Genomic DNA, 22231 nt, shown 5'->3' with positions numbered 1-22231 from the left:
CCCCACCTAAGCTCAATAAATGCCGATGACGTGCGAGTTGTCCGCGGACGCCGATCAGCGACTGCGATTCGCCCTGCTCGGACCGCTCCAGGCCTGGCGAGGCGAGGCGGATCTGGAACTCGGGCCGGTTCGGGAACAGGCCGTCCTGGCGGCTCTGCTGCTGAGAGCAGGACGGACGGTCAGTCGGCGGCAACTGCTCGACGACGTGTGGGGTTCGGAACCCCCTGCCTCGGGCGACCGGGTGGTCCCCGTCTACGTGTACCGGCTGCGCCGGCGCCTGGACGCCCGTCACGAGGAAGTGAGCACGCCGCGCAGTACGGACCCGGCGGACTCCGTCATCGACAGCGTGCGCGGCGGATATCGCTTCGCGCCGGGCAACGCGTGCCTGGACGTGGCGCGCTGGGAGGAGCGTGCAGCCGAAGGCCGGTCGGCGCGGGAGGCCGGAGACCTGGACGCCGCGGTGGGCGTGTGGTCCACGGCGCTGGGGCTGTTCCGTGGCGAGCCGTTGGCCGGAATCCCCGGGCCGTTCGCGGAGGGGGAGCGGCTGCGGCTGGCGGAGCACCGGCTGCTGGTGGTCCAGGACAAGGCCGACTGCCAACTCCGGTTGGGTCGGCACGCCGAGGTGGTCGCGGAGCTGTTCTCGCTGACGGCGACCCACCCTCACAACGAGGCGCTGGCCGCCCTGCTCATGCGTGCCCTGCACGCGGGCAACCGGCAGGCCGACGCACTGGACGTCTACGCCGCGACGCGCCGTCGGCTGGTGGACGCGCAGGGCGTGGAGCCCGGTGCCGAACTGCGTCGCGTCCACGAGGCGGTCCTCCGCGGTGACGCGAGCGGGCCCCGGCAACCGGGTCTCGCCACGCGGCCCAAGCGCCGGGCGCGGCACGAACTGCCCGTCGAGATCGGCGACTTCACGGGCCGGGAAAGGGAGCTCGACCTGCTCGTGGCACCCGCCGCCGCGCGGGGGGTGACCGTCCGCGTCGTGGACGGCATGGCGGGGGTCGGGAAGACCGCCCTGGCGGTGCGCGCGGCCCGCACGCTGCGGGACGAGTACCCCGACGGCTGCCTGTTCGTGGAACTCCACGGGAACCGCGAGAGCCGTGATGGCCGGGAGAACCGGGAGAGCCGTGAGCGGCGTGAGGCGGCGGGCCCGCACCGCGTACTGCGGCGACTGCTGCGGGCGGTGGGAGCCAGTGAGGGCGAGGACTCCGAGGATCTTGACGAGTTGGCCGCCTCGTGGCGGGCGGCGACGGCGTCGCTGCGGCTGTTGCTGGTGCTCGACGACGCCGCCCGCGCCGAGCAGGTGCGACCGCTGCTGCCCGCCGGTTCCGGCAGCATGGTGTTGGTGACCAGCCGTCGGCGGCTGACGGGGCTGGACGCGGACCGCAGGCTTTCGCTGACGCCCCTGGGCATGGAGGACGCGGCCGGACTGCTCGCCCGCATCGTCGGCGGCACGTCCGGTGGCGAGGACGCACGGGACGCACGGGACGCTCGGGAGGCAGAGCGCGAGGACGCCGCCGTGCGCCGACTGGCCGCGCTGTGCGACCGGCTGCCGCTGGCGTTACGGATCGTCGGGGCGCGGATCCAAGATCGTCCGCTGTGGGCGGTGGAGGCGCTGGTGGCCCAACTCGCGGACGACGAGCGCCGACTCGACGCACTCGCGGCGGAGGACCGCAGCGTCGAGGTCGCCTTCCAGGTCTCCTACGACCAGCTCCCTGCCGCCGAACAGCGCGCCTTCCGTGCCTTGGGCCTGTCACCCACCGTGCGGCTGGACCGGCTGACGCTGGCCGCCCTGCTCGGCGGGACGCCCGGCGAGGCCGGACGCGCGCTGGAGAGCCTGGCCGACGCGAGCCTGGTGCAGCGGGTGGCCGCCGAGCGCTACCGGCTGCACGACCTGGTGGCGGTCTACGCCCGCCGGATCGCGACGACATCACGTACCACGGCTCCACCTGACGCAGCGTCACCTGACATGACATCACCTGCCGACGCCACGGCCGCCCGGAGCGGCGTGTTCGGGCTCTATGTGGCGGCGGCCCACTCCGCGAGCGACTGGGGCAACCCGGCGCTGCGGACCGGCCCGCAGGGCACCCGGCCCTTCGCGGACTGGGAGGAGGCCACGAACTGGCTGGACGCGGCAGGCGGTGAACTTGTCGACGTGGTCGGCCAGGCGGCGGCCACGGGTCATCTCGACGACGCCTGCCGGATCGCCGAGGGTCTGGTCGACTACCTCACCCGGCAGGGCAGGTTCCACGAGTGCCGCACGGCGCTGGAGTTGCTGGTGCCGCTGGTCGACGGTGCCGGAGACGACGGTGCCGGAGTCGACGGTGGTGGAGACGACCGAGCCGGAGACCTGCGGGCCGCTGCCGCGCTGCGCACCGGACTCGGCATCATGTACGGGCTGCAGGGCCGTTACGCGCCGGCTCGTACCTGGTTCACCGAGGCGCTGGACATCAGCCGCCGGGCGGGCGACCCGCACGAGCAGGCCAGGGCCTCGGCCGGTCTCGGGACCTTCGCCAACCTGGCCGGGCAGATAGCCGAGTCCATGTCGCACTTCGCCGAAGTCATCAGTCTGTCGGGGGAGTTGGCCCACGACGACTGGCTTGTGGGATCGATCATGACCCGAGCCGGGGACGTGCACCACCAACTCGGCGAGCACGACAAGGCGAACGCCCGCTATCTGGAGGCGATCGCCCTTGCCGAGCGGAACGGCAGTCCCCGGCTTCTCGGCAAGACCCTGCTCCGTCTCGGCGGTCTCCAACTCGACCTCGGCCGGCCGGCCGAGGCGGCGGGCACCCTCGGGAAAGCCGAGGATCTGGCCCGGCGTCTCGGGGATGTCCCCCTGTACTCCGCCGTCCTCGGACGGCTGGCCGAGGCCGAGGTGAAGCTGGGCAACCCGCAGGCTGCCGCCGAACTCCGGTGCCGGTCACGTGCGTTGCTCGACGAGGAGACCGGCACGGAGTCGGAGATCGCGATCCGCCACCGGATGCTCTGGCAGGGCGCGGTGGCCGAGGACCGCTCCGGTTCGCGCGACTTCTTCGAGAGGGCCACCGGCCTCCCCGCCGCCGAGGCCAACCGCGCGCGGATCTCCCGCGCGCTGGACGGCCTCGGCGGCTTCGGAGGCGGTGAGCCCCGGAGGCCCTGAGGCGACCTACGCGGGGCCGCCGCTGGTGTTGCGCCAGAAGACCCCGTCCTGGCCGTCCTGGGCGAGGGTCTGGGCGATGACGTTGCCGGCCATCGGGTAGTCCCCGTGGATGGTGAAGTAGCCCTGCACGGTCGTGAGGTTGGCGTCGCAGATGAAGTCGCCGTGGATGCAGTACCGGGCGACCGGGATGCCGTTGAACTCCGCCGGTCCCGCGCCCGGGGAGGTGGCGACCCCGGGTATGCCAAGGCCCTTGGGGATGTTGGACACGACGCCGGTGCCCGGCTGCATCGGGTCGGCGTAGAGCATGCCGTCGACCTGGGACCGCGGAATCCCGGTGCTGCCGCTCGCGATCGTCTGGAGCACCTGGTCCGCGACCTCGGCGCCCTGGGAGTAGCCGGTGATGGTGATGCGCGCGCCGGGGTTGGCGTTGTGGGCGTCCTCCGCGGCCTTCAACGCCGCCTGGTAGCCGGCCTGTTCGCTGGCGTCGTAGCTCGGCGCGGTGAGGGCGTCGGGGTTGACCTGCAGCGGGTTGAGCGAGATGAGCGGGCCGTGGAAGCCGAGGATCGGGCCGGCCGTGGCCGGGTAGCAAACCTCGACCGCCTGCGATCCGGCCGGGAGAGCGCCGTTCACGCTGTTGTAGGAGGAGGTGGTGGTGGGGCACGAGGGAGTGGCGGTGGTGGCGCCGGTGCCGCCGACCTCGATGTAGACGTGCCCCGCGCTGTCCGCCTGCGCGCCCCCGGGGAACGCGACGGCGGTGCCGACCGCGAGCGCCGCCGTCATCACCGCGGTGCGAACAACACGCGCCGTCCTGCTCGTTTGCGACATTGCCGGATCTCCTCATGGCCTTGTGGACGTGCCTGGCAACGAACGCAACTGACGTTAGGCGCGGTTGTTCGCATCCTGATGAAATACCGATGACTCGCGGTCGCAGGAGCCTTGTTGGCCTCCTGACACCCATCGCTGACGTCTCGTCAGAAGGTGATCTCCAGTGCCGCGATGGGATGGCGGCGCCGCCTGCCCGTCAGGGAGGAGTACATGTGGCCCAGACGGGCCATCAGGTACTTGCGGCCCAGCAGGCGGCGCACCTTCTCGATGCCCTCGGCGTCGAGCAGTCGGCCGGTGCCCACCGCCTCCGCCGCGCCGGGAGCGATGCGGCCGCGAACGTCGCAGACCACGACCTTGACCCGGGGGTCCCGGCGCAGCCGCTTGACCTTCCACGAGCCGGCCTCGGTCCAGACGTACAGCAGGCCGTCGTCCATCACGTGCCACACCGGGGTGGCCACGGGCGTGCCGTCCTTGCGGTAGGTGGTGAGGCTGACGTAGCGGGCGCGCGTCAGCGCGTCCAGGGTGCTCGGGTCGAGTGCGGTCACCCGGCCAAGGCTACCGGGGCGTCATCGTCCGACCGTGCGGCACGCCTGGCCATGCGTCACGGCTTGGCGCGCGCGGCCAGTCGTGCGGTGATTGCGGCCTTGACCATCTCCTGCAGCTCCTCCGGGGTGAAGCCGAGGCTGTGCAGGATCTGCGCGGCCGGGCCCTCCTCGGTGCGGATCAGACCGAGCAGCATGTGCTCCGTGCCGACCCAGTCGTGGCCGAGATCGGCCGCCGCCTGGCGCGCGTGGTCGATGGCCTGCTTGCCCTCCGGGCGGAACGGGATGTGACCTCCCCGGGCGGGCTTCTTCCCGGCGGGCGGCATCGCGGCCTCGATCGCGTCCCGGACGGCCTGTTCCGAGCCGGCCTTGGCGACCAGCACCTCGTAGGCCAGGCCGCGCGGTTCGCCGAGCAGGCCGAGCAGGAGGTGGTCGGTACCGATGGCGTCGTGCCGGTGGGTGCGGGCGGCCTCCTGGGCCAGCACGATGCCGTGCCGGTTCAGGTTGGTGAACCGCTCGAACGCGGCGGGGGTGTGGCGCTGCTGGGCGGCCTGCTTGGAGACGCCGATCGCGTCGCCGATCTCGCTCCAGGACGCCCCGGCCTGCCTGGCCTGGCTGACGTAGTGGTCGACGAGCTGGTCGCCGAGGTCGGACATGGTCTGGGCGCGAAGCCGTGCCTCGCTGATGCGGGTCAGTTCGTTGGCGGCGGGGAGCTCCTCGTCGAGGCGGGCGATCAGGTCGGCGAGGCTGATGTCGAGTGGGCTCATGCGTCAAGACTAAGTTGACGGTCGGCGACCGTCAAGAGGAAATTGACGGTCGCCGATCGGTGCAGCGGTTTGCACTGCGGGACCAGCGCAGCAGGTCTCGGTCCGGCAGGTCAGTGCAGCAGATCGACGTTGCCGTCGAACTGCCAGAGCGGGTTCGGCACCACCTTTCCGCCCGCGACGATCAGGAAGTAGCCGTTCACCTGCACCGGACCGTCCCCGTCGGCCTCGTACCGGCCGTTCGCGGTGACGTTGAGCTGGTAGATGGCCTGGGCGGTGACGCCGGAGCTGCCGACAACCCAGGAGACCGTGCAGCGCCAGTCGTTGCCCGGCCCCTGCTGCGCCCCGAGTCCCTCGCTCTTGTCGCAGCTCGCGGTGGTCTGCAACTGCGCCTCGGTCACCGGAGGCTGCCGCATCTCCCGCTGCTGGTACGGGTAGAGGTGGGTGAAGACCGTGGCCACCGAGTTCTGCACCTTGGTCTGGGTGATGCCGGACCCGCTCGTCCCGGTCGTCACGGCGACGACGCCGACCGTCGCGGCCAGCAGGCCGGCGAGCGGGAGCGCGCCCAGGGTGAGGACCCGGCGTCCGGCGCCGTCGTTGTTGAGGTTGGTGAAGTCCCGGCGTAGGAAGAGCAGGTAGGCCAGCGCCGTCGAGACGACCGCCCACATCAGGCTGACCCCGATGCCGATCAGCAGCGGTCCGAGCTGCTGGGGCTCGGTGAAGAGGCCGTTCCAGGAGATGAAGGCGTAGCCGGGCAGCGCGAGGCGCACCGGGACCGGCAGCGGCAGCATCTGCGCCACCTGCATCCCGAGGGCGGCGAGCATCGGCAGGAGCAGGCCCATCGGGGACTTGCCGAGGGCGACGGACCCGAGCAGCCCGATGGCCGCGAGCGCGAGGGTCGGCGCCAGCACGCACACCCACGACAGCAGGACCCGGACGGCCGCGTCCCCGCCGGTGAGCAGGTGGCCGTCCAGGCCGACCAGCGGCTGGTTCCCCTCCGCGAGCAGCCCGCCGAGGATGCTGGAGAAAGCCAGGCCCGCCACCAGCAGCCCGATCACGGTGACGCTGGCGAGCGCCTTGGCCGCAAAGATGCGCCGGTAGGAGCGGACCGCGACGAGCAGATGGCGCCACGTGCCCAGCCGGTCCTCGGAGGAGAACACGTCGCCGGCGACCATGGACGTGACCAGGGGCAGCGCCCAGGTGCCGGAGAAGCCGAGCACCACCAGCGACCCGGCCCACCCGGTGGCGTGCATCCACCGGCCGAACAGGGTGTCGGACGGCAGCGTGCCCTGCTGGTCGACCGCGAAGACCAGCAGCCCGGGACCGAGCCAGCACAGCCCGACAAGCAGACGCACCCGCCAGGCGGAGAACTGCTTGACCAGCTCGAAGCGGAGGATGCGGGCCACGGCGACCGGGCGCGCGCCCGCTGCGCCGGTCGGCCCGGTGGCGGGGGCCCCGCTGTCGGGAGCCTCGGCGTCGGCGACGGTCGTGGTCATCGGTCGGCCTCCTGCTCTGCGGCGGCGAGTTGTTCCGTGCCCTCGGACTGCGGTGCGGGGGAGAGTTGCTCGGTCAGGGCCAGGAACGCCGCTTCCAGCGGCGAGACGACGGGCGCCAGTTCGCGCAGCGCGATGTCCTCGCGCACCAGCCGGGCCACGAGTGCGTCCACGGCCGCCACCCGCGCCCGGACGACGAGCACGTCGCCGCCGCCCTGGACGATGCCGTCACCCTGGACGATGCTGACGCCGGGCGTTCCGGCAGCGACCGTGCGGGCGGCGGACGGGTCCGACGTGCGCAGTCGGTAGTCGAGTTCGCGGTTGTCGTCGGAGAGCTTCGACACCGGTCCGGAGAAGACCACACGTCCGGTGGACAGGATGGTGACCTCGGAGCAGAGCGCCTCCAGGTCGTCCATCCGGTGGCTGGACATCACGACCGTGACGCCCTCGGCGGCCAGCCGGTTGAGCACGCCGTGCACGTGCTTCTTGCCGACCGGGTCCAGGCCGTTGGACGGCTCGTCGAGCACCAGCAGCCGCGGCTTCGTCAGCAACGCCGCTGCCAGGCCCAGCCGTTGGCGCATGCCCAGGGAGAAGCCGCGGACCTTCTCGTCCGCGGCGTCGATGAGGCCGACCTCTTCCAGGGTCTCCTCGACTCCCCCTGCGGGCGCGTCGTCGGGGCGCAGCGCGACGAGCGTCGCGAGGTTCTGCCTGGCGGTGAGCGTGGGATAGAGGCCGGGGCCGTCGACGAAACCGGAGACACCGTCAGGCGCCGCCAGTTGGCGTCCGACTGGAGCGCCGAGGATTTCCAGATGTCCTTCGTCGGCGACGGCCAGGCCCAGCAACAGGCCCAGCAGGGTGGTCTTGCCGGCGCCGTTCGGGCCGACCAGGCCGTGGATCTGACCCTGCGTCATGCTCACATCGACGTGGTCGAGCGCGACGACATCACCGAAGACCTTGGTGATGCCGCGGCCCTTCACCGCGACGGGGGTTTCCATGCGTCCATCCATCCCTCAGCCGCCTCGCAGCTGATGTCGGAGTCCAGCTGATGTCCCAGCCCAACTGATGTCGAAGTGCCGGGTGGCGCACCGAAGTGCACCACCCGGCGGATTACGCGATCAGAGCCGACCTGTCCGGCTCGTCCGACCTGTCCGGCTCAGCTGACGTTGAGCGCGGTGTCGTCGAGCACGAACGAGGTCTGGTACTCCGAGTCCTCGGAGCCGGTGAACTTCAGCGTCACCTGCTGTCCGGCGTACGACGCCAGGCTGACGCTGTGCTGCGCGTATCCGGTGTTGTGGTTGAGGTTGGAGTAGGTGGCCAGGGTGCCCAGGACGGTGCCGGAGCTGTTGAGCACCTGCACCTTGAGGGTGTCGTAGGCGGTGGACGTCGACGTCTCGGCCGTGTCGATGTGCAGCCAGTAGCTGAAGTTGTAGCTGCTGCAGCCGGTCGGCAGCGTGACGGTCTGGGCCACCGTGTCGGTGGTCGTCTTGCCCCAGCCGTCGAGCCAGGCGTCGTAGGTGCCGCTGTGCGGCGGTTCGATGCTGTTGCTGTTGATCACCTCGGTCGGGCTGTGCGTCGAGGTGACGGTCCACGGGGAGGTGTTGGACGCGCCGTTCTCGAAGCCCGGGTTGCCGAGCAGCTGAGCGGCCGTGCAGCCCGTGCTGCCGGTGGGGGTGGCGGACGCCTCGTTGCTCTGCGCGCCCTCACCCACGCCGTTCACCGCGGTGACCGTGTAGTAGTAGGTCTGACCGGCCGTCAGACCGCTGTCGGTGCAGGAGGTCACCGCGCCCAGACCGCTGCAGCCGCCGCTGGTCAGCAGCGACTCGGTGCCGCTGGACGTGCCGCGGTAGACCTTGTACGAGGTGATGTTCTCGCCGCCGGTGTTGGTCGGCGGCGTCCAGCTCAGTGAGACCTGCCCGGTTCCTGCGGTCCCCTTCAGGCCGGTGGGCGCGCCCGGTGCCGTCGCCGCGATCGGGTCGGCGGTGATGGTCACCGTCGAGGACGCGGTGTTGGCGGGGGAGGCGCTGTCGGTGACGGTCAGCGTCGCGGTGTAGGTGCCCGCGGTGCTGTAGGAGTGACTGGGGTTCTGCGAGGTGCTGGTGGTCCCGTCACCGAAGTTCCAGCTGTAGGTGTACCCGGGGGTGCCACCCGTGCCGGTGCCGGTGAAGGCCACGTTCAGCGGGACCTGACCGGAGGTCGGGGTCGCCGAGGCGGTGGCTGCCAGCGGGTTGCCGACGGCGTTGACCGTGGTCGTCACCTGCGACGTCGCGGTGTTGGCCGGGGAGGCGCTGTCGGTGACGGTCAGCGTCGCGGTGTAGGTGCCCGCCGCGCTGTACGTGTGGCTCGGGTTCTGGGTGGTGCTGGTGGTCCCGTCGCCGAAGTTCCAGCTGTACGTGTACGGGGCCGTGCCGCCGGTGGCCGAACCGGTGAAGTTCTCGGTCAGCGGGGCGTTGCCGGTGGTCGGGGACCCCGTGGCGCTCGCGGACAGAGGAGTCGCGCCCTGGACCCAGAAGTCCTCCAGCGGGTCGCCGAGCGCCGACTGGTCGGCCGTCGTCATCGGGAACGTGGACGCGCCCAGGCTGTCGCTCGGATTGATGACGCCGGAGTGCACGTTCTCCATCGTGCGCTCCATCGCCGCCAGCACGTTGGCGGTGGTGTACGCGACGTGCGAGACGTAGTGCTGCTTGACGTACGCCGGGTTCCCGATGACCAGCAGGGGCACGCGGTAGGTGTTGCTGACGTGGTCCGCGCCGTTGCTGCCGTTCTGGGTGTCGTCCTCGGTGACGATGATGAGCGTGTTGTTCTTGTACGTCGGGTTGCTCATGATCGAGGTGACGATGTTGTTCGTCGCCGTGTCGTTGCCAGGGATGTCCTGGTACGTACCCGGGTGGTCATTGAACAGCTCGACGTAGTTGTACGCCGGCATCCCGTACTGGTTGACGAAGTTGAGGTAGTCGCTGGAGACCGTGCTGTCGGGGATGCTCTGGTTGTTGCAGGTGTACTCGGTGGTGTGCAGCTCCTCCGGGATGGTCGTCCCCGGACGGTTCGGCGGCAGGACCTCGACCTTGCCGTCGCCCGGGTTTTTCCAGTAGCCGCTGCCGCTGTTGAGCATCCAGTAGATGTCGCCGTTCATGATGAACGTGTACGGGCTGGTGCCACTGCTGGAGCCGGACGGCGGAGTACAGGCGTTGGTGCCCTCGTCCGTCGGCCCGGAGTCGCTCTGCAGGAAGCGGTCGAACTCCGTGCCGGTCGACGGGTACGACTGCTGCTGGCTGCTGGACGAGGACTGCCCCGAGAACAGGAACCAGTGGTTGGGGCCGGACGGCGGCTGGACGCCGGTGCTGTACGAGTCGGACAGCGCGTAGTTCTTGGCCAGCGAGTGGAGGTCCGGCACGGAGCTGATGTGGTTGGTGCTCTCCACCTGCCCGTTGCAGCCGGCCGCGATCGTGGTCGCGCAGTCGCCGAGGTAGTCGTCGAAGGTGTGGTTCTCGCGATAGATGATCACGAAGTGCTGGAACGGCGGGAAGTACGGTGCCAACGGGTTGACCGCCGCGGCGGGCTTCCCGACGATCGTCTTCTGGGCGCCGACCTTCTGCTCGACGGTCTTGTCAGTGATCTTGAAGTTCTTCGGCTGCGGGAACTTCGCGAACTCCACGCCGGGCGCGGCGAAGACGGCGTGGGAGCAGTCGACGTCGTCCGGCTTGTAGGTCATCGGGCGCTTGCCGATCGGCAGATTCGCGCCGTTGGTCGGGCTCGTCGTCGGGTTGAACCCTCTGAGGGTGCACGAGCCGACGCCGGTCGTCGGGAACCCGCCGGCTCCCGCGACCGTGGCCAGCGAGGCCCCACCCAGCGCGATGGTGGCGACTAACGCCACACTCGCCGATCTTTTCTTCCACTTCTTCATTTGTGATTCCCCTCCGCACGTTGAACGTGCATGGTCACTCAACCACCGTCCGTATGGTCACCGGGGATCGACCGCCGGGCAAGTAGATGCGCGTAGATTTTTGTGAGATCCGGGCCTTTTCGTCTCGCGTTCGTTCCCTGTTGTCGGAAGGTTCGGCGGCTTTTGGATCTCGGATCCGGGCGGGAAATGCACGTAGGGTGGGCCGCTGATGATCGCCCGGTAGATCTGGAGTGCAGATGCCCGATTCCTTCGCTTTCGACGAGTTGATTCCGGTGGGTGTGATCGGTCTCGGCGACATCGCGCAGAAGGCGTACCTGCCGGTGCTGGGCGCGCTTCCGGGGCTGGACCTGCGGTTGATGACGCGGGACCGGGCGAAGGTGGAGCGGCTGGGCGACGCCTACCGCGTCGCGCCCGGCCACCGGTTCACCGACCTCGGCGAGTTGATCGACAGTGGCATCGGGGCGGCGTTCGTGCACGCGTCCACGGACCAGCATGTGCCGATCGTGGAGCGGCTGTTGGAGGCCGACGTCGACGTGTACGTGGACAAGCCGCTGGACTACACGGTGGAGGGCGCCCGCCGCCTGGTCGAACTGGCGGAGCGTCGGGGGCGGTCGCTGATGGTGGGGTTCAACCGCCGCCACGCCCCGGGCTACGTGGGGGCGAAGGAGAGCCCGCGGGACCTGATCGTGCTGCAGAAGAACCGGGTGGGCCTGGCGGAGGCGGCGCGCACGCTGGTCTTCGACGACTTCGTGCACGTGGTCGACACGTTGCGGTACCTGGTCCCCGGCGAGATCGAGCACGTGGACGTGCGGGCCCGGTGCCGGGACGGCCTGGTGGAGCACCTCGTGCTGACGCTGGGCGGGGACGGCTTCACCGCGCTCGGGATCATGAACCGCGCCAGCGGGTCGACGGAGGAGGTGCTGGAGGTCTCCGGAAGCGACACCAAGCGCGCGGTCGTCAACCTGGCGGAGGTGATCCACCACGATTCGGGTCGGAGCGGCGGCGGCCAGACCGTCACCCGTCGCGGCGACTGGATTCCCGTCGCCCGGCAGCGCGGCATCGAGCAGGCGGTCCTCGCCTTCCTCGACGCCGTCCGCGCGGGCAAGCTCCTCGACGGACGCGACGCTCTGCGCACGCACGAGCTGTGCGAGGAGATCGTGCGCCGGATCGAGGGCGCGCGGTGACGGGGCGCCGCTGACGGGGCGGGTGCTGATGAGGTGATCTACCGTCAGATGTAGTTCCCTGGCATGCTTTTGGACGGTTCGCCGCAACTGGTCGCTCCGTTGCCACAGGGGGATTCATGCCACGGTCTCGTCCGGTGCTGTCTCGTCCCGCGCTGCCGCGTCCCGTGCTGCCTCGTCACGCGCTGCGGCGCGCCTGCGTCACCGCGATCGCCGCGCTGTCCGCGCTGGCGGTCGGGACGACGACCGCCACCGCGGCGGGCGCGACGCTCTCGCCGCAGGACCAGGCGATGGCGCGCGACCTCAGCCACCGGTTCCCCGGCGCGCTCGGAGCGGTGGCGGGCGGGGTGGTGGTGGACGTCGCCAGCGGGCAGGTGGTCTGGTCCCGGAACGCGGGCGAGGCACTGCGGCCCGCGTCGACGTCCAAGCTGGCCACGGCACTTGCCGCGCTGACCGTGCTGGGCACGCGGCACACGGAGAGCACCCGGGTGGTGCTCTCCGGCCGCACGGTCTACCTGGTCGGCGGCGGCGACCAGCACCTCACCTCCGCCGACCTCGACGCGCTCGCCGCCACGACGGCGTCCGCGCTGAAGGCGCGGCATCTCACCGGCGTCACGCTGCGCGTCGACGACTCGCTCTTCCCGGCGCCCGCGCTCTCGCCCGGCTGGCCGAGCGGTTACTACCCGAGCGAGGTCGCGCCGGTGCGCGCGCTCGCGGTGGTCGGCGAGCGGGTGATGGACACGGCGTTGGAGGCGGGGAACATCTTCGCCGCCGGACTGCGCGGCCACGGAGTGACCACCACCGGGGCCGCCCACGCGACCGCGCCGCGCGGCGCGGTGACGCTGGCCGCGCACACCTCGCCGTCGCTCGCGTCCGAGATCGAGTACATGCTCAAGGAGAGCGACAACGACAACGCCGAGGGCTTCGCCCGGCTGACCGCGCTGGCCGAGGGCCTGCCCGCCGACTGGCAGGGCGCGACCCGGGCGGTGCGGACGGCGATGGCCCGCTACGGCGTGCCGCTGGGCGGAGTGGTGATGTACGACGCCAGTGGACTCTCCCAGGACGACCGGATGACGCCGCAGGCGCTGACGAAGCTCGCCTCGCTCGCGGTCGACGCGCGCTACAACTCCGAGCTGTGGCCCATCCGTTGGGGACTGCCGGTGGCGGGCGTGGACGGCACCCTCGGCCCGGCGTACGGGCGGTTCACGTCCTGGCCGACCGACTGCGCCAAGGGCAGGGTCGACGCGAAGACGGGTTCGCTGTACAACGCGATCGCGCTGGCGGGCATCACCCGGGGCAAGGACGGGCGCTGGAAGGCCTTCTCCTTCGTCGAGAACGACGAGCCCAACCTGACTGCGGCCCGCAACGCCGAGGACGCGCTGGCCGCCACGGTCGAGGGCTGTATGTGAACGCGCCTCAGGGTGTCGACGGTGTGTCGCCGAGGAGGTAGCGGGCGCCCGGGCCGCGGTCGGCGGCCGAGTCGTCGGGGTTGTAGAGGCCGCACTTCTTGAGCGACAGGCAGCCGCAGCCGATACAGCCGCCCAACTTGCGCCGCAGCAGCTGCAGTTCGGCGATCTGGGCGTCGATCCTGCGCTGCCAGGTACGGGCCACGGGGGCCCAGTCGGCGGCCTTGGGCGCGTGGTCCTCCGGCAGCCGGGCGAGCGCCTCGCGGGCCTCGTCCAGCGACAGACCGACCCGCTGGGCCGCCCGGACGAAGGCGAGCCGGCGCAGTATCGCACGGTGGTAGCGGCGTTGGCCCCCGGCCGTGCGCTCGGAGCTGATCAGCCCGAGCTGCTCGTAGTAGCGCAGCGCCGAGGTCGCCAGCCCGCTGCGCGCCGCCAGTTCGCCGATGGTCAGTCGGTCGCTGGGCAGTCGGTCTCCGGAAGGGCGGTCCTCGGGCTTGGTCACTTCGTCGCCTCCCACGCGCTTGACTTCAAGTCCGCTTGAAGTTGCAGCCTAGTCGCATGACGCTGACCACAGAGAATCCCGTTCGCGACCGGCACGCCCTGCGCGACTCCCACGACCTCGACCACCTGCACGGCCTGATGTCCCTGATGACCGGGGCAGAGAAGCACGGCCCGGCGGCGAGCTCCACGCTGGACGCCCTCTGGGTCCTCTACGACCGCGTGCTGCGGGTCGCCCCCGAGACGGCCGCGGACCAGGGCCGGGACCGGTTCCTGCTCTCCAAGGGCCATGGCCCGATGGCCTACTACGCCGTGCTCGCCGCCAAGGGGTTCCTCGACCCGGCGCTGCTCGACACCTTCGGGCAGTACGACTCGGTGCTCGGCCACCACCCGGACCGGACTCTGGTCCCCGGCGTGGAGATCGGCAGCGGCTCGCTCGGCCACGGGTTGCCGCTCGGCGTGGGGACCGCGCTCGGGCTGCGGGCGCAGGGGTTGCTGGACCCGGCGGTCTGGGTGCTGATCGGCGACGCCGAGCTGGACGAGGGAAGCAACCACGAGGCGATCGCCTACGCGGGAGCGGCGGGACTGGACCGGCTGCACACGGTGGTGATCGACAACCAGTCCGCCACGCACGGGTGGTACGGCGGTATCGCCTCCCACTTCGCCACCGCGGGCTGGTCCACCACGACCGTCGACGGCCGTGACCACGACGCGCTGTACGCGGCGTTCACCGCTCCGCATCCCGGCCGTCCGCACGCCGTCGTCGCGGTCGTCGAGCCCAAGAACTGACCCCTGCTTCGCTCCCTTTCATCAAGGAGTCCTGTCATCATGCGTGACCGTTTCATCTCCACCGCCAGTGCCCTGCTCGACGAGGACCCCAGGGTCGCCGTCGTCCTCGCGGACATCTCCGCCGCCAGCTTCGGCGCTGCCGCCGAGGCCCACCCGGACCGGGTGGTCAACGTCGGGATCAGGGAACAGCTCCTGGTCTCGGTGACCGGCGGGCTGGCCCTGACCGGGATCCGGCCGATCGCGCACACCTTCGGCAGCTTTCTGGTCGAACGGCCCTTTGAGCAGGTCAAGTTGGACCTCGGGCACCAGGGCGTCGGTGCGGTCCTGGTCAGTGCGCTGGGTTCGTACGACTGGCCCGCCGGCGGGCGCACGCACATGTCGCCGGGGGACGTGGCCCTGCTCGACACACTGCCGGGCTGGACCGTGCACGTCCCCGGGCATCCGGACGAGGCCGAGGTGCTGCTCCGCGACGCTGCGGCCGGGGACGGGCTGGTCTACGTGCGGCTGTCCGCGCAGAGCAACGCCGTCGCCCGCCCGGTCGTCCCCGGACGGTTCCTGACGGTCCGTGAGGGCGTGCCGGGCGGGGGCGGCCCGGTGGTGGTCGCGGTCGGGCCGGTCCTCGACGACGTGCTGGCGGCGACCGAGGGACTGGACGCGACCGTCCTCTACGCCACCACCGTCCGCCCTTTCGACGCCGTCACGCTGCGCGCCGCCCTGGCGGGACGCGGCAGCGCGGACGTCGTCGTGGTCGAGCCGTACCTGGCCGGGACCTCGGTCCCGTTCGTGACCGAGGCGCTCAGCGACCGGGCGCACCGGGTGCTCGGCCTCGGCGTCTCCCGGGAGGAGGTGCGGCACTACGGGACGATGGCGGAGCACATCGCCGCGCACGGTCTGGACGCCCGCTCGCTGCGGCAGCGGATCACCGACTGGGCGCCGAAGACACGTCGGTAGTCCGGCCGTCCGTTCGGCGATCGGCGTCGCGACGCGGCCGCAGCAGCGTCCAGACGAGGACGGCCGCCGCCACCAGCAGGCCCCCGGCCAGGAACGCGGCCACGCTCATGCCGTGGACGAACGCGTGGCGGGCGGTGTCGAGGAGCATGTCCCCGCTCGCGCCCGGCAAGTGGTGAGCGGCCTCGACGGCTCCGCCCAGCGAATTGCGGGCGGCGGCGTCGGTCCCGGCCGGGAGCACGGCGGGAAGGACCAGGCCGGAGCGGTAGACGGCGGTCAACACCGTGCCCACCAAGGCGTGCCCCCGCGCGGGCCCCACCCCGTGGGCGCCCCGGGCCCGGGCGCGGCCCGCGCCCGCCTTCTCGGCGGGCGACGACTCCAGCACCATCGTGGTCGACAGCGCGTAGACCACGCCCTCGACCAGACCGACCGCCGCGAACGCGGTGCCGATCAGCAGGTAGGAGGTGGACGCGTCGATCCAGCCGAGTGCGCCGAGGCCGAGACCCATCGCCAGCAGCCCGGCCGCCAGCGCGCGGCGGTAGCCGAGGCGGGTGGCCAGCGAGGCGGCGACCAGCGCGCCGACGGTGGAACCGGCGAACGCGGGCATGTCGGCCAGCCCGGCCTGCAGCGGCGACCAGCCACGGACCAGCTGGAAGTACTGCGACAGGAAGAACACCACGCCGGACAGCCCGATCAACGCGATCAGCGCGGCCAGGACGGCGGCGGTGAACCGCCGTTCGGCGAAGAGCCGGACGTCCAGCAGCGGCATTGGCAACCGCAGCTGGCGACGCCAGAACGCGACCAGGCAGCCCACGCCGAGCACGGCGGCCACCCAGACGTCCCAGCGGCCCAGGCCGGCGGGGCCGTCGACGGCCGCCTCCTTGACGGCGTAGACCGCGCCGATGATGCCGACCAGTGACAGCACCACGCTGGCCATGTCCCACGCGCCCGGCTTCGGGTCACGCGACTCGGGCAGCAGCTTGCGGCCGAGCACCAGCAGCACCAGCACCAGCGGAATGTTGATCAGGAAGACCGAGCCCCACCAGAAGTGCTCCAGCAGCACACCGCCGAGCAGCGGTCCGGCGGCGGCCCCGGCGGTCGCCGCGGCGCCCCAGATGCCGATGGCGCGGGCGCGCTCCTTGTCGTCGGGGAAGAGCGAGCGGATCAGCGACAGGGTGGACGGCATGATGGTCGCCCCGGCGACGCCGAGCAGGGCGCGGGCGGCGATCAGCCAGGCGGCGCTCGGCGCGTAGGCGGCCAGCAGCGAGGCCAGGCCGAAGGCGGCGGAGCCGTACAGCAGCAGTCGCCTACGGCCGATGCGGTCGCTCAGCGAGCCCATGCTGACCAGCAGCCCGGCGATGACGAAGGAGTAGCTGTCGCCGATCCAGAGCAGCTGCGTGGAGGAGGGGTTCAGGCTCTCGCTGATGAACGGCAGGGCCAGCACCAGCACGGTGGCGTCGACGGCCACCAGCAGGACGGCGAGCACGAGCACGCCGAGGGCGATCCAGCGCCGACGCGGGGCGCTGGAGTTCATATATCGGTAGGCGGAGGTGGTCTGCGGAACGGTCAGATCCGTGGGCATCCGGTGTCCTTGGGGAAGAGCTGTGTCTGTGGGGTGGTGCAACGGGTGGAGCGGTTCAGGCCCGGCGCTCCGCGCCGCCGAGGAAGAGCTCGGTCAGTGCGCGGATGCTGTCCCTGGGGGCCAGGCGGCCGTCCTCGACGGCCCAGCCGATGCCTGCCAGCAGGTCGAAGAAGGCCTCGCTGAGCCAGGCGGCGGGGAGCTCGACCCGGAAGGCCCCGGACTGCTGGCCACGCAGGAAGAGCGCGGCCACGCGGGCGTCCATCCGGTCCCAGGCGTCGGTGATCTCGGTGTCGTCGAAGAGCCGGCTCTCGCCGGACAGGAAGGCGGTGAGCTGGGCGACCGGGATCAACGCCGTGGCGAGCCGCCGGAACGCCTCGACCGGGTCGCCCTCGTCGATGGCGGCCTCGTCGAGCGCGGCGTCCATCCGGACCAGGGCGTAGGCGCCGATCTCGCGGATCAGCGCGTCCCGGCCAGGGAAGAGGCGGTGCAGCGTCGCCCGGCTGATCCCGGCGGCGCGCGCGATCTCGTCCATCGCCGCGTTCGGCTGCCGGGAGAGCAGCGCGACGGCGGCGATGAGGACGGAGTCGCGATCGGTGGCCATGAAGAGAGGATAGCTCATCTGAGACACGGATGTCTCAGGAGATCGTGTGATGTCGCGCTATTCGCGGTCCCGCTCGATGAGCGCCTGGTAGAGCGGACGCAGGGTCCGGGCCAGCGACGGTGGCAGCCGGTCCAGCGGTGTCTGGTCGAGGGACGGGTCGGCGGGCTGCGGGGTCGGCTTCGGGTAGGGCCGGGGCTCGGTCCAGAACGAGCCGGGGGAGAGCGGCTCCGGGCCGACCCGGCGGGGTTCGCGGCGCAGCCGGGCCGTGAGCCGGGCACGGTCGCGGCCGCGCCAGCGCAGCAGCAGGAACGGGTCGTGGTCGAAGGCCAGCGCGATCGCGCCCAGCAGCGCCGCCTGGTGCCGGCAGGGACCGGCGTCGTAGCCGCAGGCGCAGTCCAGGGTCAGCTCGGCGGCCTGCGCGGGAAGCAGCGGCAGGCCGACCCGCGCGAGCAGCGCGTCCACGTCGGGCGGGACCTCGCCCGCCAGCAGCCGGTCGCGGACCGGGAGCAGCGCCGTCTCCGCCTGCTCCCACTGCTGCGCGTCAAAGACGAGCAGGTCCGCCCAGACCTCCACGCCGCCCACCCGGGCCCGCGCCGCTCCCGGAGCTACGGAGACGTCCCGCACCTGCTTCGAGCCGCCGGCCTCCCGCATCTGGTCGGCGAGCAGGCCGACGCCGAGCGACTCGACCCGCGCCAGGAACCGCCGCGACCAGCTCAACGCGTTCACAGCTCGCTCACCGCCTCCTCGGCCAGGGTCAGCACCTCGCGCAGGGCGTCCGGGGCGAGATGCGTCAGCACGTCAAGGGCGTTGCCGCCCGGGTCGGCCGCGCCGACCACCGCGTCGGCCAACGCGCGTTTGGCGGTGAGCAGTTCGTCGACGCGCTCCTCGACCGTGCCGACGCACACCAGCCGCCGCACCTGCACGTCGCGGCGCTGCCCGATCCGGTAGGCGCGGTCGGTCGCCTGCTCCTCGACGGCCGGGTTCCACCAGCGGTCGACATGGACGACCTGGTTGGCGGCGGTCAGGTTGAGCCCGGTGCCGCCCGCCTTGAGCGAGAGCAGGAAGACCGACGGGCGGTCGTCCTCCTGGAAAGCGTCGACCAGTTCGCGCCGGGCGCGCTCGGGGACGCCGCCGTGCAGGAACCGCACCTCGCAGTCGAGACGGCGGCGCAGATAGGGCTGGAGCAGCGTGCCGAAGCGGGCGAACTGGGTGAAGCAGAGGGTGCTGTCGCCCTCGGCCAGCGCCTCCTCCAGGATCTCCTCCAGCCGCGCCAGCTTCCCGGAGCGCCCGGCGAGCCGGACCGCGCCGCCGCGTCCGCCACTGCCGCGTCCGCCGCCGACGAGTCTGCCCTCGCCGGTGAACTGGGCAGGGTGGTTGCAGATCTGCTTGAGCCGGGTGAGGGTCGCCAGCACGATGCCACGCCGCTCCAGGTCGCGGCCGTAGCCGAGCGCCTTGATCCGCTGGAGCAGCTGCGTCACCGTCGCGCGGTAGAGGGCGGCCTGTTCCGCCGTCAGGTTGCAGAGGACGGTCATCTCCTGCTTGCTCGGCAGTTCGGCGGCGATGGCGGGGTCCGTCTTGAGGCGGCGCAGCACGAAGGGCGCGGTTCGCTGCCGCAGCAGCGCGGTGGCGCGGACGCTGGCGTTGCGCTCGATCGCCACCGAGTAGCGCTCCTTGAACCGCTCGGCCGTCCCGAAGAGACCCGGGTTGGCGAAGTCCAGCACCGAGTGGAGCTCGGCGAGACGGTTCTCCACCGGGGTGCCGGTCAGCGCGACCCGGTGCGTGGCGGGCAGCGCGCGGACCGCGCGGGACTGGAGGGTCGCCGCGTTCTTGATGGCCTGGGCCTCGTCCGCGACGATCCGGTGCCAGCGGACGGCGCGCAGCGCCTCGAAGTCGCGGGCGGCCAGGCCGTAGGTGGTGATCACCACGTCCGCCGCCAGCGCGGCCTCCCGTACGTGCGCCGCGCCCCCGCGTCGTGCGCCGTGGTGCACGTGGACGCGGAGCGCGGGCGCGAACTTGGCGCACTCGCGCTCCCAGTTGCCGACCAGGGACATGGGGCAGACGACGAGGGTGGGCGCGCCGGGCCGGGGTGCGGCTCCGCCGTCGGACGACCCCGCGTACTCGGCGGCGAGCAGGGCGAGGGTCTGCACGGTCTTGCCGAGGCCCATGTCGTCGGCGAGGACCGCGCCGAGCCCGAGGTGGGCGAGGGAGGCCAACCAGGCGACGCCGTCGCGCTGGTAGGGGCGCAGCTCGGCGCGGAATTCGGCGGGCAGGTGCACGTCCACCGGCTCCTGCGGCTGATCGGAGGCACCGCCGATTCTGGCGACCAGCTCGCGCAGCTGCCCCTCGACCTTGACCTCGTGGGTGGCGTCCAGAACCGGCAGCCCGATCGGCTCGCGGGCGTCGAGCACCAGGGCCAGCACCTCGGAGGTGGCCATCTTCCCCTCGCCCGCGCGGTCGAGGAAGGCGATGGCGGCGTCCAGACGGGTCGGATCCGCCTCCAGCCAGCGGCCGCGGATCCGGACCAAGGTGTCCTTGGCGCCTGCGAGTTGCGTCAACTCCTCGGCGGTGAGTGGCTCACCGCCGAGCGCGAGCCGCCAGTGGAAGGCGAGCATCTCGTCCCGGCCGACGGGACTCTCCCGCTCGACCACCCCGGCCTGGGCGGGCCGCGCGGTCAGCAGCATGCCGAGCTCGGGCGGCTCACGCCACCACGAGGGCAACAGCACCAGGAATCCCGCGTCACCCAGGGCGGGCGCGGCCTCGCGCAGGAACCGCAGCGCGTCGGCGCGGTCCAGCCAGCAGCCCTGGGCGCGGTCCTGCTCGGCGAGCGGGGCCAGCAGGGGATGGATACGGGCGGCACGGGAGAGCTCGAGCGCGAAGGCGGACTCCGGCTCGGGGACCGCGGAGGCCAGCACCTGGGCGGCCGGTCCAGCGGCCCACAGCTCTGCGGCGGTGAGGAGCCCCGCGGGTTCGTCGGCCGGGGCCAGCATCAGGTCGAGCCACCACCGGTCGTCGGAGTCGTCCCCGCCCGCTTCGTCGGCAGCGCTTCCTTCGTCCGCAGCACTGCCCTGCGGCTCGACCAGGCGGAAGCCGAGCCGCAGCGGTCCGGCGGCGGGGGCGGGACGCAGTGCGTCGGCAAGCGCCTGCCACCGGTCCGCGGCGCCGTTGCCGCCGACGTCGTCACCGTTGGCGCCGTTGCTGTCGTCGCCGTGCTCGGGCAGTGTGCCGTCGTCCGAAGCGAGGGCGGCGGCCAGCGGATCCGTCGAGGCCGGCCGGGCGTCGGCGAGGACCGCGCGGGCCTCGCGGTCGACAAGGACGCCGAGCAACTCCTCGGCCAGACCTGCGGCTCCGCGACGGTGGCCCTCCTCGGCTCGGCAGGCGGCCGGGCAGGCGGCGGCGAGGGCGGCGAGTTCGGAGGCGTCCGCCGCTGTCGGGGCCGGGGTCCAGACGGCCTGAGGGGGCGTCAGCCCAATCCGGGTGTGCACCCGGGGCAGGACCCGGCCGCGGCCGACCAGCCGCCAGGCCAGGTCGTGCACGGCCGTCAGCCAGCGCAGCGACGCGCCGTAGCCGACCTCGACCGGGCCGCGTCCGGGGATGTCCGGGTGGACGGCCTGGCGCTCCGGATCGTGCAGCGCGCCGAGCAACTGCGCCGCCTCGTCGGCGTCGAAGAGCAGTGAGGGCACCTGCCAGGGCGCGAGCAGCGGTCCCGCCGGGGCGGGTGCCCGCGAGGGGCCAGGGAACGCGATCTCGGGGGAGGGGAGCGGCGTGCCCTCCGAGGTCGGGAGGAGCAGCCGGGTGTCGTCCTCGTCGGCGCGTCCGGCCAGCCACTCCAGGCCGGGGCCGACCGCGCCGAGCAGCTCCCGCAGCGCCTCGGGGGAGGAGGCGAACGGGTGGATGCCCTCTGCCGTGGTGCCGCCGGGCCCGGCGGAGCTGGTGGCACTGGTGGCACTGCCGGAGTTGCCGGAGGCTGCCGCGTCCTCCGCCCAGAGGGCGAGGCGGCCGTCCGCCCGCCACAGGCCGTGCAGTGCCAACATCCGAGAACCCCGCTCACAACAGAACCGGCAGCCGCGACGGGGGCACGGCTGCCGGCGACGGGGCGTTCGCCCCTATCAGCTCTGGTTGTAGAAGCCCGAGTCGTCCGACGCGTTGTCGATGACCATGACCTCGATCTCCGGCGGCGCGAGCAGGAAGACCCGGCGCGCGATCCGCTCCATGGTGCCACGAGTACCGAACACCAGGCCGGAGGCGAAGTCGATCAGACGCTTGGCGTCAGGGGCGGCCATCTGGCTGAGGTCCATGATGACCGGGGTGCCGACGCGGACGTGCTCGCCGATCTCGCGGGCCGACTCGAAGCCGGTCGGCTTGACCTGGGTGATCCGCGGCGAGGGCTGCGGCGCGGGGTCGAGCTCCGGGGAGTCCCAAGGCTCCTCGAAGTCCGGGACCGCCACCGGGTACCTCCCCGAAGGCGCCAGCCACCCGCGGTAGTCGTCACGCAGTGCTGCTCCCATGCCCAACCTCCCCATCCGTCCTGCTACCCCGTGAGATGCGGTGCCGCGTGCTGC

At 72.0% G+C, this 22231-nt stretch carries 17 protein-coding genes; 5 read left to right on the top strand and 12 right to left on the bottom strand.

The features are described from left to right. Positions 1 to 19 precede the first annotated feature (19 nt). The gene (locus I2501_RS17125; RefSeq protein WP_236046526.1) at positions 20 to 3142 is read left to right on the top strand and encodes an AfsR/SARP family transcriptional regulator; all 3123 of its coding nucleotides are present in this window, start codon (positions 20 to 22) and stop codon (positions 3140 to 3142) included. Between the two features lie 6 nt (positions 3143 to 3148). On the opposite strand, the gene I2501_RS17120 is transcribed toward I2501_RS17125, so the two are convergent. The 6 genes from I2501_RS17120 to I2501_RS40615 all read right to left on the bottom strand — a co-directional run bounded on the left by I2501_RS17120 (position 3149) and on the right by I2501_RS40615 (position 10667). Further along, on the bottom strand, positions 3149 to 3967 hold the full coding sequence (locus I2501_RS17120; protein ID WP_215909700.1) for a cutinase family protein: 819 nt from the start codon (positions 3965 to 3967) through the stop codon (positions 3149 to 3151). Between the two features lie 146 nt (positions 3968 to 4113). Further along, on the bottom strand, positions 4114 to 4512 hold the full coding sequence (locus I2501_RS17115; protein ID WP_328806413.1) for a PPOX class F420-dependent oxidoreductase: 399 nt from the start codon (positions 4510 to 4512) through the stop codon (positions 4114 to 4116). Positions 4513 to 4568: 56 nt separating this feature from the next. Further along, a complete protein-coding gene (locus I2501_RS17110) occupies positions 4569 to 5276 on the bottom strand; it encodes a Clp protease N-terminal domain-containing protein (protein WP_196194903.1) in 708 nt (235 codons plus the stop codon). 110 nt (positions 5277 to 5386) lie between these two features. Beyond that, positions 5387 to 6769, bottom strand: coding sequence for an ABC transporter permease (locus I2501_RS17105; RefSeq protein WP_236046524.1), 1383 nt, complete (start codon positions 6767 to 6769; stop codon positions 5387 to 5389). Next, positions 6766 to 7761 carry an ABC transporter ATP-binding protein gene (locus tag I2501_RS17100; protein WP_196194902.1) on the bottom strand — a complete coding sequence of 332 codons (996 nt, stop codon included), beginning with the start codon at positions 7759 to 7761 and terminating at the stop codon, positions 6766 to 6768. The genes I2501_RS17105 and I2501_RS17100 overlap by 4 nt, the downstream gene beginning before the upstream one ends. A gap of 158 nt (positions 7762 to 7919) precedes the next feature. After that, complete coding sequence (locus I2501_RS40615; protein WP_328806412.1) at positions 7920 to 10667, bottom strand: PKD domain-containing protein; 2748 nt, start codon at positions 10665 to 10667, stop codon at positions 7920 to 7922. A 266-nt stretch (positions 10668 to 10933) separates the two neighbouring features. On the opposite strand from I2501_RS40615, the gene I2501_RS17075 reads away from it, so the two are divergent. Both I2501_RS17075 and dacB read left to right on the top strand, forming a co-directional pair. Next, the gene (locus I2501_RS17075; protein ID WP_196195049.1) at positions 10934 to 11851 is read left to right on the top strand and encodes a Gfo/Idh/MocA family protein; all 918 of its coding nucleotides are present in this window, start codon (positions 10934 to 10936) and stop codon (positions 11849 to 11851) included. Positions 11852 to 11985: 134 nt separating this feature from the next. Next, entirely contained in the window at positions 11986 to 13257 is a 1272-nt protein-coding gene (dacB, locus tag I2501_RS17070) for a D-alanyl-D-alanine carboxypeptidase/D-alanyl-D-alanine endopeptidase (protein ID WP_196194901.1), read from the top strand. A 7-nt stretch (positions 13258 to 13264) separates the two neighbouring features. Here dacB and soxR read toward each other — a convergent pair whose 3' ends face one another. Next, positions 13265 to 13756 carry a redox-sensitive transcriptional activator SoxR gene (soxR, locus tag I2501_RS17065; RefSeq protein ID WP_328806411.1) on the bottom strand — a complete coding sequence of 164 codons (492 nt, stop codon included), beginning with the start codon at positions 13754 to 13756 and terminating at the stop codon, positions 13265 to 13267. Between the two features lie 56 nt (positions 13757 to 13812). Here soxR and I2501_RS17060 point away from each other — a divergent pair, with 56 nt between their 5' ends. Then, positions 13813 to 14541: a thiamine pyrophosphate-dependent enzyme gene (locus tag I2501_RS17060; protein WP_196194900.1), complete on the top strand. Its 729-nt coding sequence runs from the start codon at positions 13813 to 13815 to the stop codon at positions 14539 to 14541. A gap of 39 nt (positions 14542 to 14580) precedes the next feature. After that, the gene (locus I2501_RS17055; RefSeq protein ID WP_196194899.1) at positions 14581 to 15492 is read left to right on the top strand and encodes a transketolase family protein; all 912 of its coding nucleotides are present in this window, start codon (positions 14581 to 14583) and stop codon (positions 15490 to 15492) included. Here the strand turns inward: I2501_RS17055 and I2501_RS17050 are convergent. The 5 genes from I2501_RS17050 to I2501_RS17030 form a co-directional block, all read right to left on the bottom strand. Further along, positions 15461 to 17023 carry an MFS transporter gene (locus tag I2501_RS17050; RefSeq protein WP_196195047.1) on the bottom strand — a complete coding sequence of 521 codons (1563 nt, stop codon included), beginning with the start codon at positions 17021 to 17023 and terminating at the stop codon, positions 15461 to 15463. The two genes, I2501_RS17055 and I2501_RS17050, sit on opposite strands and share 32 nt — an antisense overlap. Before the next feature lie 103 nt (positions 17024 to 17126). After that, entirely contained in the window at positions 17127 to 17672 is a 546-nt protein-coding gene (locus I2501_RS17045; RefSeq protein ID WP_196194898.1) for a TetR/AcrR family transcriptional regulator, read from the bottom strand. Positions 17673 to 17729: 57 nt separating this feature from the next. Continuing rightward, positions 17730 to 18398 carry a hypothetical protein gene (locus tag I2501_RS17040; RefSeq protein ID WP_196194897.1) on the bottom strand — a complete coding sequence of 223 codons (669 nt, stop codon included), beginning with the start codon at positions 18396 to 18398 and terminating at the stop codon, positions 17730 to 17732. Further along, positions 18395 to 21703, bottom strand: a complete 3309-nt coding sequence (locus I2501_RS17035) for a DEAD/DEAH box helicase (protein WP_196194896.1) — start codon at positions 21701 to 21703, stop codon at positions 18395 to 18397. Before I2501_RS17035 ends, I2501_RS17040 begins: the two co-directional genes overlap by 4 nt. Positions 21704 to 21778: 75 nt before the next feature. Further along, positions 21779 to 22177: a cell division protein SepF gene (locus I2501_RS17030; RefSeq protein ID WP_215909698.1), complete on the bottom strand. Its 399-nt coding sequence runs from the start codon at positions 22175 to 22177 to the stop codon at positions 21779 to 21781. Positions 22178 to 22231: the final 54 nt, after the last annotated feature.

Origin of the sequence: Streptacidiphilus fuscans, from assembly GCF_015690355.1 — a bacterium.
Classification (GTDB): Bacteria; Actinomycetota; Actinomycetes; order Streptomycetales; family Streptomycetaceae; genus Streptacidiphilus; species Streptacidiphilus fuscans.
This window is presented reverse-complemented; position numbering and strand designations above follow the sequence as displayed.

Bases quoted from the DNA above. Each gene is read 5' to 3' on its own strand.
- I2501_RS17045 (WP_196194898.1), bottom strand. From the start codon at position 17,672: ATGGCCACCGATCGCGACTCCGTCCTCATCGCCGCCGTCGCGCTGCTC.
- I2501_RS17125 (WP_236046526.1), top strand. From the start codon at position 20: ATGCCGATGACGTGCGAGTTGTCCGCGGACGCCGATCAGCGACTGCGA.
- I2501_RS17120 (WP_215909700.1), bottom strand. From the start codon at position 3,967: ATGTCGCAAACGAGCAGGACGGCGCGTGTTGTTCGCACCGCGGTGATG.
- I2501_RS17105 (WP_236046524.1), bottom strand. From the start codon at position 6,769: ATGACCACGACCGTCGCCGACGCCGAGGCTCCCGACAGCGGGGCCCCC.
- I2501_RS40615 (WP_328806412.1), bottom strand. From the start codon at position 10,667: ATGAAGAAGTGGAAGAAAAGATCGGCGAGTGTGGCGTTAGTCGCCACC.
- I2501_RS17050 (WP_196195047.1), bottom strand. From the start codon at position 17,023: ATGAACTCCAGCGCCCCGCGTCGGCGCTGGATCGCCCTCGGCGTGCTC.
- I2501_RS17035 (WP_196194896.1), bottom strand. From the start codon at position 21,703: ATGTTGGCACTGCACGGCCTGTGGCGGGCGGACGGCCGCCTCGCCCTC.
- I2501_RS17060 (WP_196194900.1), top strand. From the start codon at position 13,813: ATGACGCTGACCACAGAGAATCCCGTTCGCGACCGGCACGCCCTGCGC.
- I2501_RS17055 (WP_196194899.1), top strand. From the start codon at position 14,581: ATGCGTGACCGTTTCATCTCCACCGCCAGTGCCCTGCTCGACGAGGAC.
- I2501_RS17110 (WP_196194903.1), bottom strand. From the start codon at position 5,276: ATGAGCCCACTCGACATCAGCCTCGCCGACCTGATCGCCCGCCTCGAC.
- I2501_RS17100 (WP_196194902.1), bottom strand. From the start codon at position 7,761: ATGGAAACCCCCGTCGCGGTGAAGGGCCGCGGCATCACCAAGGTCTTC.
- I2501_RS17030 (WP_215909698.1), bottom strand. From the start codon at position 22,177: ATGGGAGCAGCACTGCGTGACGACTACCGCGGGTGGCTGGCGCCTTCG.